11 protein-coding genes and 2 pseudogenes are annotated in these 12605 nt (G+C 60.7%); 10 read left to right on the forward strand and 3 right to left on the reverse strand.

What is annotated here, in order from left to right:
- The first annotated feature begins 308 nt into the window (after window positions 1-308).
- The 7 genes from AAE029_RS34900 to AAE029_RS34930 all read left to right on the forward strand — a co-directional run bounded on the left by AAE029_RS34900 (window position 309) and on the right by AAE029_RS34930 (window position 9514).
- Window positions 309-1283, forward strand: a complete 975-nt coding sequence (locus AAE029_RS34900; RefSeq protein ID WP_371077523.1) for a C4-dicarboxylate TRAP transporter substrate-binding protein — start codon at window positions 309-311, stop codon at window positions 1281-1283.
- Window positions 1284-1325: 42 nt separating this feature from the next.
- Window positions 1326-1832 (forward strand): TRAP transporter small permease, encoded by a 507-nt coding sequence (locus AAE029_RS34905; RefSeq protein WP_371077524.1) that lies wholly within the window; start codon window positions 1326-1328, stop codon window positions 1830-1832.
- Complete coding sequence (locus tag AAE029_RS34910) at window positions 1829-3142, forward strand: TRAP transporter large permease (protein ID WP_371077525.1); 1314 nt, start codon at window positions 1829-1831, stop codon at window positions 3140-3142. The genes AAE029_RS34905 and AAE029_RS34910 overlap by 4 nt, the downstream gene beginning before the upstream one ends.
- 141 nt (window positions 3143-3283) lie before the next feature.
- The gene (locus AAE029_RS34915) at window positions 3284-4429 is read left to right on the forward strand and encodes an alpha-hydroxy acid oxidase (protein WP_371077526.1); all 1146 of its coding nucleotides are present in this window, start codon (window positions 3284-3286) and stop codon (window positions 4427-4429) included.
- A 125-nt stretch (window positions 4430-4554) separates the two neighbouring features.
- On the forward strand, window positions 4555-5823 hold the full coding sequence (locus AAE029_RS34920; protein WP_371077527.1) for an efflux RND transporter periplasmic adaptor subunit: 1269 nt from the start codon (window positions 4555-4557) through the stop codon (window positions 5821-5823).
- 12 nt (window positions 5824-5835) lie between these two features.
- Window positions 5836-8988 carry an efflux RND transporter permease subunit gene (locus AAE029_RS34925; RefSeq protein ID WP_371077528.1) on the forward strand — a complete coding sequence of 1051 codons (3153 nt, stop codon included), beginning with the start codon at window positions 5836-5838 and terminating at the stop codon, window positions 8986-8988.
- A 133-nt stretch (window positions 8989-9121) separates the two neighbouring features.
- The gene (locus AAE029_RS34930; RefSeq protein ID WP_371077554.1) at window positions 9122-9514 is read left to right on the forward strand and encodes a hypothetical protein; all 393 of its coding nucleotides are present in this window, start codon (window positions 9122-9124) and stop codon (window positions 9512-9514) included.
- Between the two features lie 16 nt (window positions 9515-9530).
- On the opposite strand, the gene AAE029_RS34935 is transcribed toward AAE029_RS34930, so the two are convergent.
- Window positions 9531-10037: an MFS transporter gene (locus AAE029_RS34935; RefSeq protein WP_371077529.1), complete on the reverse strand. Its 507-nt coding sequence runs from the start codon at window positions 10035-10037 to the stop codon at window positions 9531-9533.
- A 58-nt stretch (window positions 10038-10095) separates the two neighbouring features.
- Window positions 10096-10554, reverse strand: a pseudogene (locus AAE029_RS34940) (MFS transporter); the annotation flags it as partial.
- On the opposite strand from AAE029_RS34940, the gene AAE029_RS34945 reads away from it, so the two are divergent.
- Window positions 10483-10887, forward strand: a complete 405-nt coding sequence (locus tag AAE029_RS34945; RefSeq protein WP_371077550.1) for a TetR/AcrR family transcriptional regulator C-terminal domain-containing protein — start codon at window positions 10483-10485, stop codon at window positions 10885-10887. The pseudogene AAE029_RS34940 and the gene AAE029_RS34945 overlap by 72 nt on opposite strands.
- A gap of 113 nt (window positions 10888-11000) precedes the next feature.
- Here AAE029_RS34945 and AAE029_RS34950 read toward each other — a convergent pair whose 3' ends face one another.
- The gene (locus tag AAE029_RS34950; protein WP_371077530.1) at window positions 11001-11168 is read right to left on the reverse strand and encodes a hypothetical protein; all 168 of its coding nucleotides are present in this window, start codon (window positions 11166-11168) and stop codon (window positions 11001-11003) included.
- Between the two features lie 150 nt (window positions 11169-11318).
- Here AAE029_RS34950 and AAE029_RS34955 point away from each other — a divergent pair, with 150 nt between their 5' ends.
- Both AAE029_RS34955 and AAE029_RS34960 read left to right on the forward strand, forming a co-directional pair.
- Window positions 11319-12227: an alpha/beta fold hydrolase gene (locus AAE029_RS34955; RefSeq protein WP_371077531.1), complete on the forward strand. Its 909-nt coding sequence runs from the start codon at window positions 11319-11321 to the stop codon at window positions 12225-12227.
- A 39-nt stretch (window positions 12228-12266) separates the two neighbouring features.
- Window positions 12267-12402 (forward strand): annotated as a pseudogene (locus AAE029_RS34960) (ATPase); the annotation flags it as partial.
- Window positions 12403-12605: the final 203 nt, after the last annotated feature.

Below are 12605 nucleotides of genomic sequence, written 5' to 3' on the forward strand. Positions count from 1 at the left end.
CACAGGGATCCAGCCGCGCCGTGTCCACGGCGCGAATGACTCGCTTCTTCGAGGCGAGGAAGCAGATGTAATCTTCATGGCTTCCCACAAGTAATCGTATTATTCATATGAGAATGCCCTTCTGCGTTGATCAGGAGGAGGTCGGATCTATGTCTTTCCCCTCTCTCCCCTCGGATTCCCGTATATCCCACAAAATCCAAAGGCCAGCTTCCCAATGGACTTGACCGATGTGTGTTATTCTTTAATAATTGAAACATTCGCATATGAATGCACACCCGGAGGAACTTGGGGTGCTTGAGGAGGAACCATTGAAGACGCTTTTCGCCGCCGCGGCTGTCGCCGCCCTCTCGCTCTGTGGCATCGCATCCGCGCAGGATTACAATCTGCGCTTTTCGACCTCGCAGGTTAATCCCAACGAACCCATCGTCAAAGCGATGAAGCTCTATGCGGAGCGAGTGGGCGAACGCTCCGGCGGGCGCATCGCCATCACGGTGATGACCGGCGATCAGCTCGGTGCGCAGAAGAAGGTCAATGAAATGGTCATGAGCGGCGCCAGCCTCATGAGCGCCACCGATTACGGCCAGCTCGGACAGTTCGAGCCTGATCTTTCCATCCTCGCCGGACCCTATGTCTATCCCAATCTGGAGGCGAGCGATCGGCTGTTTGCCTCCGACGTTTTCAAGGAGTTGTCCGGCAAGCTGGAAGCGAGGGGGCTGAAGATCTTCATGCCGAACGGGCTGTTCGGCTATCGCCACGTCATTTCGGACAAGCCGGTCCGTTCGCCTGCCGACCTCTCCGGCGTTACGATCCGCGTTCCGGCCTCGCCGATCATGATGGCGACCTTCACGGGTTACGGCGCCCGTCCGACGGAGCTGCCATGGGGCGATGTCTACAATGCGCTGCAGACCGGCGTTGTCGATGCCGCCGAAGGCCCGTTTGGCTCGATTGCCGGTGCCAAGCTCAACGAAACCCGCAAGGTGATCTCGAAAACGGGCCATCAGGTGATGTTCACGGCGTGGGTATTGCCGGCCTCTGTCTATAACGCCATGCCGGCGGATCTGCAGAAGATCGTCACGGAGGAAGGCCAGAAGATCGCTGCCGACCTTACCAAGATGACCCTCGACACCGATGACTCCTATGCCAAGCAGCTTTCCGACTCCGGCGTCCAGATCGTGACCGACGTCGACATCCCGGCCTTCATGGAAGCCTCGAAGGCAGCCTACGCGAAGGTGCCGAACCTGACGCCCGGGATGTTCGAGCGCGTTCAGGACGCAATGAAATAGGCGCTAACAGTCTCGGCCTTTCAGTATTTGCGGAGCCTTCTCATGGAATCTCATCAAACTGATGACGGGCCGCTGTTCAGCCTGAAACGGATCGACGAGGCGATCGGAGTGCTCGCGCTCCTCGGCATCCTCGGCGCAATCCTGTGGGGCGTGATCAGCCGCTACGTCTTTCCGCAGCCGGCGGCCTGGACGTATGAGCTGGCGATGCTGTCGTTCAGCTACCTGGTGTTCTTCGGGGCGGTCGCCGGTGTCCGCCTCGGCTCCCACGCGGCAATCGACGTCGTGGTCGCCGCTCTGCCACAGACCTTGCAAAAATGGGTCGCCTGGTTCAACTACCTCCTGCTCATAGCGTTTTTTGCGCTCATGACGGTGCTCTTCATCTGGCAGACCTGGACGTCACGCAACGTCCATAGCGTCGCGCTCGATCTCTCCCGCAGCTTTGCCTATGCGCCGCTTGCGGTGGCGTCGGCAGCGATGCTCGTCCAGCACCTGATCGTCGAGCGTCCCTGGATCGAGCGGACTCATCGCAACGTGGATTCCATTATATGACGTTTCTCAACCTCGCCGGCCCCTCGCTGGTGGTCGTCGTCCTGTTCCTGCTCTCCACGCCGATCACCTGGGCGATGGCGATCGGAGCCCTGACGTTCTTCCTGCTCAACATGGACATGATTCCCCTGTCCAATTTCGCGCAGGAGATCGCCGAGGGCAGCCAGTCGGTATCGCTCCTGGCCCTGCCGCTCTTCGTGCTGGCGGGCTGCATCATGAATGCATCGGGCATCACCCGGCGGCTGCTCAATCTGGCAGACGTCCTCGTCGGCCATCTGACAGGGGCGCTGGCGCAGATGTGCACGGTGCTCGCCACGCTGCTCGGCGGGCTGACTGCCTCGGCCAATGCGGACGCGGCGATGCTCGCCAAGACGCTCGGGATCGAAATGGCCGAGCGAGGCTACAGCCGCGCCTTCGCGGCGGTCATCACCTCGTCGGCGGCGATCATCACGGCACTGATCCCGCCGTCGATCGGCCTTATCGTCTACGGCTTCCTCGCGGAAACCTCGATCGGACGGCTCTTTGCGGCCGGCGTCGTTCCGGGCCTCCTGCTCGCGGTCGGGCTGATGCTGACCACCTATTTCATTGCCAAGAAACGCGGCTACAAGCCGCTGCGCAAACAGCGGGCATCGCGGGAGGAGGGCATGAAGGCGCTTGTCGACGGCCTCTGGGCGCTCTCCATTCCGGTTGTGATCTTCGTGGGCACGCGCTACGGCCTGTTCACGACGACGGAGGCAGGCGCCGTTGTCGTCGTCTATGTCCTGATCGTCGCCGTCTTCGGTTATCGCGAATTCACGATCCGGCAGATACCCGAAGTGCTCGCCGAGGCGGTCAGGGATTCGGCCGTCGTGATGGTCATGATCTGCGCTGCAGCCGCCTTCGGCTTCTATCTCGCCTGGCAACAGGTGCCGCAGGCGATGTCCGGCTGGCTGAACGGCGTAACCGATAGCCCGCTCATGATGCTGCTGCTCATCAACGTGGTTCTGATCATCATCGGCACGGCGATCGAGGGTTCGGCCGCACTCATCATCCTGACGCCGATGCTGCTGCCGATTATCGACGGCGTGCATATCGACCGGGTGCATTTCGGCGTGGTCTTCATCACCAATCTGACGATCGCCGGCATCACGCCGCCCGTCGGCGGGTTGATGTACATCTCATCGATGGTATTGAAGGTGCCGATGATGGCTTATGCCCGTGAGGTGCTGCCCTACCTGCTGACGATGATGCTCCTGCTCGTTCTGCTCAGCGCGTTTCCACAGCTTTCACTCTGGCTCCCGGATGTCATCTACGGCAATACTGCAGTCAGGTAAGGGCGGGTGGCAGCTTCCTTGTTCGGTTCATGACAGCGCGTCGGTCGGTCGCTGCATCTCTTGTGGATGCACGCGGCGAGCCTGCGATGAATATGAACCATCGATGCTATTGAGGGAGCTGCTCAAGCGATAGAGGCACGAATGCGTTTAGGGAACTGCCACAACTTTCATGATTTCCGGCGGATGGCAAAGCAGCGCCTGCCGGGGCCGATCTTCAACTACATCGATGGCGCAGCCGATGATGAAATCACCTATCGACACAACACAGCCGCCTTCGACCGCTGTGACCTGATCCCTAACGTCCTGCGCGGTGTAGGAAGCGTCGACATGTCGGTTACGGTGATGGGCCAGAAACTGGCGATGCCCGTCTACTGTTCGCCAACGGCACTTCAACGCCTCTTTCACCATCAGGGCGAACGCGCGGTAGCAGCGGCGGCGGCGAAGTTCGGAACCATGTTCGGTGTTTCCTCGCTCGGTACCGTCAGCCTGGAAGAGGCACGTCAGATCAGCAGCGGACCACAGGTCTACCAGTTTTACTTTCACAAGGATCGTGGACTGAACCGCGAAATGATGGCGCGCGCCAAGCAAGCGGGGATAGAGGTGATGATGCTGACGGTGGATAGCATCACCGGCGGCAACCGTGAACGCGACAAGCGGACAGGCTTCGCCATCCCCTTTCGGCTTAATCTCGCCGGCATGACCCAGTTCGCGGTCAAGCCGTCATGGGCGATCAACTATTTTATGCATGAATCTTTCCGGCTGCCGCAGCTGGAGAGCCATGTTGATATGGGGAGCGGCGTGATGTCCATCAGTCGCTACTTCACCGAGATGCTGGAACCCTCGATGTCGTGGGATGACGTCGCCGAAATGGTGCAGCAGTGGGGCGGGCAATTCTGCCTGAAGGGCGTCATGTCCGTGGAGGACGCCAAGCATGCAGCAGAGATTGGCTGCACCGGAATTGTGCTCTCCAACCACGGCGGCCGGCAGCTCGACGGCTCATGCACGGGATTCGACCAGCTTGCGGATGTTGTCGATGCCGTGGGAGATCGGATCGATGTCATGATGGACGGCGGAGTGCAGCGCGGCACCCACGTGCTCAAGGCGCTCTCCCTCGGAGCCAAGGCGGTCGGACTTGGCCGCTACTATCTGTTTCCGCTTGCTGCCGCCGGACAAGCCGGCGTCGAACGCGCCCTGGAGTTGATGCGTGTCGAGATCGAGCGCGGCATGAAGCTGATGGGCTGCTCCTCGGTCGACAAACTCGGGCGCCAGAACCTCCGCTTCAGTTGAAGAAATCAGGTTGCAGCCTGCCGGGCCTACCTCGTGCCTGTTGAATTGTATGAGCACGTGCATGTAAAATGAAAGGAGGGTGGTCAACGCCGCCCGCCATTTGAGAAGCATCAGGAAGACACGGTATGAACGGTAGATCGGTTGGCCCAACCTGCCGCCACCGGCACGATAGACGATCTTCCCTGCTGGGTGCGGTATTGATTGCTGCCACCGCTCTTACCGCCTGCAACGGAAGCTCGGAACAAGGGTCCGCAGCTACGGGAGCACCACAGCCTCCCGAAGCCGGGTACCTGGTTGTCCATCCGCAACCTGTCGTGCTGTCAACCAATGTTGCAGGCCGCGTTGTCGCCTTTAAGCTGGCGGAAATTCGCCCCCAGGTTGGTGGTATCATTCAAGAGCGCGTTTTCACGGAAGGCACAGAGGTGAAGCGGGGAGACGTCCTCTATCGCCTGGATTCCGAGAGCTACGAAGCCGCGGTTGCGTCGGCGGAAGCCACTCTGAAAAAAAACGAGGCCGCACTTCCCAGCGCAAAATCGAAGCTCGACCGCTACAGGACGCTCTCCACCACAAGCGCCGTCAGCCAGCAGGACCGCGATGACGCGGAGTCGAGCTATCTTCAGGCACAGGCGGCTATCGCTGTCGCACAGGCCGATCTCCAAACCGCTAAAATCAATCTTGGCTATGCGACGATCACAGCCCCGATCGATGGCCGGATTGGCACATCTTCAGTCAGTACAGGATCGCTGGTGACGGCGTCACAATCCGACCCACTTGCTACTATCCGCCAGCTCGATCCCGTTTATGTGGACCTGACGGAGTCCTCCGCCAATCTGATCAAGTTCCGAAATCAGCTTCGGATGGGCGGTTTCAGGCCCATTGTCGGCGGGCCTGAAACCAAGGCAGAGGTACATCTCTCATTCGCTGACGGTACACCTTATGACCTTGTCGGTGAGATCAAATCGGCCGATCAGTTCGTTGCGCAAACGACAAGCACGTTCACCATCCGCAGCCGTTTCGACAATCCGGAGCGGCGCCTTCTGCCCGGCATGTATGTGTTGGGGACGATCAGTCTGGCGCGTGACAACAACGGTATTCTGCTGCCGCAGCGTAGCGTTTCCCGGAATGCAAACGGCGAGGCGACGGCGCGCTTCATCAAGACCGACGACACGGTCGAAACGCGGGTGCTCGAAGTTGCCATAGATATCGGACCGAACTGGCTCGTGACGAAGGGGGTATCGGACGGGGACAGGCTGATCGTCGACGGGCTTCAAAACGCCCAGGACGGCAAGCCAGTCAAGCCGGTTGAGGTCAAGCTTGACGCCAACGGCGTCGAAGTGACGGTGGCGCGTGTTTCAAGTGACAACGGCAAGCAAGCAGCATCGATTGGCAAGTGAGCGGAGCGGCCAATGTCTCAGTTCTTCATCCAAAGGCCGATTTTTGCCTGGGTCATCGCCATCGTCATCATGCTGGGCGGCCTTCTCGGGCTCAACCAGCTACCCATCTCGCAATATCCGGAGATCGCGCCGCCGACGATCCGTATCAGTGCGACCTATCCTGGCGCCAGCGCCCAGACCGTCGAAAACTCGGTGACGAAGATTATCGAAGAGAACATGACAGGCCTCGACGGCCTGCTCTATATCTCATCGACCAGCAGCTCGCAGGGATCTGCGTCGATCTCGCTGACCTTCCAGAACGGCACCAATGCCGACACGGCTCAAGTCCAGGTGCAAAACAAGCTGTCTCAGGTCGAATCCAGGCTCCCGGACTCAGTGACGCAGCAGGGTGTGACAGTCAGCAAGTCGACCTCGGGAATCCTGCTGATTGCTGCCCTTACCTCCGAGAACCCCAAATACACGTCAACGGATCTTGCCGACCTCGTGTCGAGCAACATTGAGGACACGATCCGGCGCGTCGAAGGCGTCGGCGACCTGAACATTTTCGGCGCCGGCTACGCCATGCGCGTGTGGCTTGACCCAAACAAGCTCGAGCAGTTCCAGCTCACGCCCTCCGACGTTACATCGGCGATCTCGGCGCAGAACAGACAGGTTTCGGCGGGCCAACTGGGGGACCTTCCCGCAACGGCCGATGCCCAAATGAACTTCACCGTCACGTCGCAATCTCAGCTCCAGACCGCAGAGCAGTTCAACTCGATCATCCTCAAGACCGAAACGGATGGATCGATGGTGACGATCGGAGACGTCGCAAGGGTCGAAATCGGTTCGGCAGACTATTCCTCCGCAGGCCGTTACAATGGCCGGGCAGCCGCCGGTTTCGGTGTCAACCTGGCGGCCGGGGCCAACGCCATCGATACCGCCGAGAGCGTGAAAAACGCGCTCACCGCCTTGAAGCCATCGCTGCCTGCCGATGTGGACATCGTCTATCCCTACGACACGACCCCGTTCGTGCGGGCATCGATCGAGAAGGTCGAGCACACCCTGTTCGAAGCAGTCATCCTCGTCTTTGTTGTGATGTTCGTTTTCTTGCAGAACTGGCGCGCCACGATCATCCCGACCATCGCCGTCCCAATCGTGTTGCTCGGGACCTTCGGAGTTCTGTCGGTGGCGGGCTATTCCATCAACACCCTGACGATGTTCGCCATGGTGCTTGCGATCGGTCTGCTTGTCGACGATGCGATCGTCGTCGTCGAGAATGTCGAGCGCGTGATGGAGGAGGAGAAACTCGGACCGAAGGAAGCGACCGTAAAGTCGATGAACGAGATTACCGGCGCGCTTGTCGGGATCGGCCTCGTGCTGTCCGCGGTGTTCTTGCCGATGGCCTTCTTCGGCGGCTCGGTGGGCATCATCTACCGGCAGTTCTCGATCACCATCGTCACGGCGATGGCGTTGTCGGTCCTTGTCGCTCTGATTCTGACGCCTGCCCTTTGCGCATCGCTTCTCAGGCCGTCCCATACAGAGCCGAAGAACTGGTTCTTCCGCAAGTTCAACGACGGTTTTGCGACGGTCACAGACGGCTATGTCAACGGGGTCGGCGGGATCATCAAGCGGTCCGTCCGCGTGGTCGCCCTCTACCTGATCCTTGGCGGCGGCAGCTACTGGATGTTCGCCCACCTGCCATCGTCCTTCTTCCCCCAGGAAGACCAGGGCGCTCTCATGACGATGGTCGAACTGCCAACAGGCGCGACGCGCGCTCGCACGCTCGCAGTCGTGAAGCAGGTCGAGACGTTTTATCTGGAAAACGAGGCAGACAGCGTCGACAGCGTGTTTGCAGCACTGGGCTTCAGTTTTTCGGGTACCGGCCAGAACAATGCGATGGTTTTCGTGAAGCTGAAGCCCTTCGCCGATCGCACGAAGGCCAGTCAATCGGCGGACGCGGTTGCGGGGCGCGCGATGGGCGCATTCAGCGGGATTCGCGACGCCCGGGTTCTCGCTCTGCAACCCCCGGCGATCCAGGGCCTCGGCCAATCCAGCGGGTTCGACATGTATCTGAAGGATGTGTCCGGAAAGGGTCGTGATGCCCTGATCGCTGCGCAGAGCCAGCTGCTCGCCAAAGCCAACAGCGATCCGGAGCTTCTGGGCGTAAGGCGAAACGGCGCCGCCGAACAGCCGCAGTTCAGCGTCAACGTCGACCATCGTCTGGCGGGCGCCCTGGGGGTTACAGTCTCGGATCTGAACAACGCACTCTCGGTTGCCTGGGCAGGCGACTACGTGAATGACTTTGATCACAACGGGCGCATCAAGCGCGTCTACGTGCAGGCCGACGCACCCTTCCGTATGTATCCGAGCGACATCGACAGATGGTACGTTCGCAATTCTTCCGGCGAGATGGTCCCTTTCTCGGCCTTCGCAAAGACGAGTTGGAACCAGGGCTCTCCGCGGCTGGAGCGCTATAACGGATCGTCGGCCGTCAACATCCAGGGTTCTGCGGCAAACGGTATCAGCTCTGGGACGGCGATGGACAGGATGGAGCAATTGGTATCGGAGATCGGCGGCGGATTCAGTGTCGAATGGACCGGCCTTTCTTACCAGGAACGGCTTTCAGGCGCGCAGGCGGCATCGCTCTATGCCTTCTCCCTGCTTATCGTCTTTCTTTGCCTCGCGGCGCTCTACGAAAGCTGGTCAATCCCCTTTGCGGTGATCCTCGCGGTTCCGATCGGCGTCTTTGGTGCATTGGCAGCGGCCAAACTCACAGGTCAGGAAAACGATATTTACTTCAAGGTGGGCTTGATCGCCACGATCGGGCTCGCGGCGAAGAACGCCATCCTGATCGTGGAGTTCGCCAAGGACCTTCAAGCTCAAGGCCAGCCTCTGCTAGACGCCACGCTGCGTGCCGCGCGAATGCGCCTGCGTCCGATCCTCATGACGTCGTTCGCCTTCATCTTTGGAGTTCTTCCGTTGGCGGTCGCCTCGGGGGCAGGCTCCGGCGCGCAGCGTGCTATCGGCATCGGCGTCATGGGCGGCATGCTCTCGGCCACCGCCCTCGGTATCTTCTTCGTGCCTCTCTTCTATATACTGGTCATGCGGCTGACATCCCTATTCGCCGGTCGCAACAAGGCGGGATCGACGAATGTCGATCCTGGCGCAGTGAACGCTTCGGAGTAAGGAGCCGATCAGCACGAACCATTAAGGCGATGCCGCCTGGCAAAGACAACCGGGCTGTCTAGCCGATGATAACCGTGGGAAATCGCGTCGGCGAGAAGGTAGCTTTCAGCTGGGCATTCGCCCCGAAGATATCGTGGTCGACGAGCAAGGTGCCGCCTTGACACTCAAGGCCCATGTTCAACGGCTCTCCTGGGAGCAACTATTCCCGACGACAGTTGTTTATCGCCCGTGGCCGCCAGGCGGGTGCGACCGTTCTGCAGATCTGGAGCAGATGTTGGAATCGACGATCGTGATGATCAACCTCTTCGGAGCGGTGGCCTTGCTGCTGTTTGGTCTCGCGCAGGTGAAGGACGGCATGTCGCGGGCGTTTGGCGCGAAGCTGAGGGCCGGGCTCGCCACCGGCACGCATAATCCTGGCCAGGCTCGCGGTCGCGCGCGGAGAAAGCTGAAGCAGGCGACCGGGAATGATCCGGGCCTCGGTCAGCAGGAATCAGCAAATCTGCGCGACATGCGTTCCGGATCCTGAATACCATATCGAATGCTCAGCGCGCAGCCTCTCGTGCAGGCTGCGAAGTCTTGGTGAGGAGCATGAGGCCGACCCCCTGGAGCGCCCCGCCGGCGAGCCAGACGGCGCCGGAGAAGGTTGCGGCAGTAACGGCATAGAGCGAGGTAGCGGCAAGCGGCGCGATGATGCTGACAAGGCTCGCCAACCCCGCCAGCGAGCCCTGCAGCTCCCCCTGCTCGCTCTCCGCGACCGTAAATGACATCAGCGCCTGCAGCGCGGGCTGTGTGACGCCGCCAAGAGCGAGCAAAGGCAGGGCTCGCGTCGCGAGCGACACCAGAAGATAACCGCCGCAATCGGTGATAAGCCCGAAGACAAGGCCACGCCTTTCGCCAAAACGCTTCGTCGCCGGGCCGGTGGCGAAGGCCTGCATCAGAGCGGACAGGGCGCCGAAGGCGGCGAGCGACAGACCGACGGTTCTCGTGTTCCAGCCGAACCGCCCCTCCCCCCAAAAGCACCCAGAGCGTGGCTGGAATCTGCCCGGCAATTTGCAGGATCACGTACAGGCATAGAAGCCGTCGCAGGGTCTTCCGGCGGGCGAGCGCAGTAAGCGAGGCAAAGGCGTTGAGGTCGCTGAGGCGGATCGACTTGCGCACGCCGCGATGCGATTCCGGCAGGATAAAGAACGCCAGAGCCAAATTGAGGCCGGTAAGCGCCGCCGCGGCAAGGAATGGCGCGCGCAGCGACAGCCCGCCAAGAAGGCCGCCGAGTGCTGGACCGACGATCAGACCCAAGCCGAAGCAGGCGCTCATATAGCCATAGGCCGTCGCCCGCTGCTTCTCGCTCGTCGTGTCAGCGATATAGGCAGTGGCCACCGCCATATTGGCTGCGGTGACGCCCGCAATGATGCGGCCTATGGCGAGCATCCACAGGGCTGGGGCAGTGGCCATGAGCAGATAGTCGAGCGCGCTGCCAAAGAGGGACACAAGCAGGTGTGGCTGCGCGACAATGCGCTGAGCTTTCGCCGGGCATTGCTCTCCCATCGCGACGGCGCGCGTGTCCATGCCGGCACGGGGCCGGAACCCGGCGAGTACGACTGCGCCGAGGTGCAGATCCGTCATCTATGCGAGGGGGGCTTTGCCCCGGGTGAGGCGCTGACCATCATGATCGCTCTCAGCCGCTTCATCGTCGGCTGGGTGCTGGAGGAGCAGGCGGAAGCTCAGGATGCTGCCGAGCGTGACGCAACCGTCCCCTCCCCTTCGCCGATGAAACACCCCCTCTTCGCGGCAGCGCTCGAGGCAAGACGCGACGAGACGATGGACGGCGCCTTCGAGAAGGCCATCGGCTTCTTCATCGCAGGGCTCAAGCCTACGGACAGAAGGGCGGCTGGCCCGTGACACCGGGTCTGACCGATCTTGCCGAAATGCGGCACCCCAAGACCGCGTGTCCGGACGTTGGAAAGTGGATACCTCCAGTTCGTTTGAGTCCGAAGGCCTCGGGAGCAGCTCAATCAATCGGTGACCTTGAGGGCATCTGCCCCCTGTTCAGGATGCAGCGCGCAGTTGAGATCATGCAGCGCGACCATCAGCATCATTGGGTCGGACGGCGAAGGCAGGAATCCGACCGCCTCATAGAAGGCTCGCGCATCATCGGCTGCCGGAGCCGGCTGGCCGTTCAATTGAGCGCTCGCATCGCGGAGGTCCACCTTGGTGACGATACCGGCACAAAAAAGTCCGCCAGCTCACTGGATCGCCCTCGAAGCACCACGGTACAATGCCTCCGCCTTGTTGAGCGCACGAGTGACGATCGCCTTGTAGGGAGAAGCAACGTGCCGAACCACAGCCACGCACAAACAATTTCCGTATCGGGTGGTTCGATATTCACCACCATTACTGGAAGCGGCCCGCCGGTTCTATTGCTGCATGGCTTCCCGGAGACCCATCTCATGTGGCGCGACGTCGCTGCTCTGCTTGCCTCCGAGTTCACTGTCATCTGTTCCGACCTGCGCGGATACGGCGCCAGCGCTTGTCCCCCGTCCACCCCGGATCACCTGCCCTATTCAAAACGAGCGATGGCCGCCGAGATGGTCGAGGTTATGGCAAAGCTCGGCTTTGGCGAGTTCATGGTCGCCGGCCATGACCGCGGCGGCCGTGTCGCTTACCGCATGGCGCTCGATCATCCTGCTATGATTACAAAGCTTGCCGTTCTCGATATCGTCCCTACCGCGACCGTCTGGGATCGAGCGGATGACCGATTTGCGTTAGGCTTCTGGCCCTGGGTCTTGCTGGCGCAAGCCGAGCCTTTGCCGGAAAGACTTATTGCTGGCGAACCGGAGGCTGTCGTCGACGACGCGCTCGCCGGCTGGGGATCTTCCGCCGCGGCATTCCCGGCAGCAATCAGAGAGGCCTATGTTGAGGCGCTCGGAAATGCAGACCATGTTCACGCGATCTGCGAGGAGTATCGTGCTGCAGCAGGCGTCGATCGCCAGCATGACATGCACGACCAAGTCTCGGGGCGCCGGATTGGTTGTCCCCTGATGGCTCTCTGGAGCGGAACCGGCGCACTGGCTACATGGTATGCCGACGAAGGAGGACCGTTGGCGTTATGGCGAGAACTGGCTGACATTGTCGTCGGTCATCCGATGCCGGGCGGCCACTTCTTTCCTGAAGAGTATCCCACGGAAACGGCCGAGGCGTTGGCCCAATTTTTCAGCGACGCAGCGTCTTTTTCCCGCTAGTCTTCGCGAGCCGGAAACGCCCGATCAGAAGCGTCTGACGTCCTGCACGAACTCTATCCTTCCAAGGAAGCTCTCGACGAAGCGATCGCCCGGGATGGAGGGTGTGATGTCGGAGCAGTTCGAGCAGTTGGACGAGCTTCTCGTCACCCTGGGCGCCAGCGCGGGAGGGTCATGAAATCGGCGATCCGGCCGCGTGGTCTTCACGACTTCGTCTCTGCACAAGCCAGCGCTGTCGCGGTGCAGTTGAAAGGAATCGAACCGGAGACCAGTCGACTCTGATTTCGGCACGAACCCGTCCTGATTGACAGCGGCGAAAACCAATTTTCTAGGGGATGCGAATTGTAACCCGGGATTTCACGCTTCTCTGGGAACAGTTCC

Source organism: Sinorhizobium sp. CB7, assembly GCF_041357635.1.
In the GTDB taxonomy this organism is placed as follows: domain Bacteria; phylum Pseudomonadota; class Alphaproteobacteria; order Rhizobiales; family Rhizobiaceae; genus Rhizobium.

Coding starts and splice junctions, on each gene's coding strand:
- AAE029_RS34905 (WP_371077524.1), top strand. CDS start 1,326: ATGGAATCTCATCAAACTGATGACGGGCCGCTGTTCAGCCTGAAACGG.
- AAE029_RS34925 (WP_371077528.1), top strand. CDS start 5,836: ATGTCTCAGTTCTTCATCCAAAGGCCGATTTTTGCCTGGGTCATCGCC.
- AAE029_RS34910 (WP_371077525.1), top strand. CDS start 1,829: ATGACGTTTCTCAACCTCGCCGGCCCCTCGCTGGTGGTCGTCGTCCTG.
- AAE029_RS34915 (WP_371077526.1), top strand. CDS start 3,284: ATGCGTTTAGGGAACTGCCACAACTTTCATGATTTCCGGCGGATGGCA.
- AAE029_RS34920 (WP_371077527.1), top strand. CDS start 4,555: ATGAACGGTAGATCGGTTGGCCCAACCTGCCGCCACCGGCACGATAGA.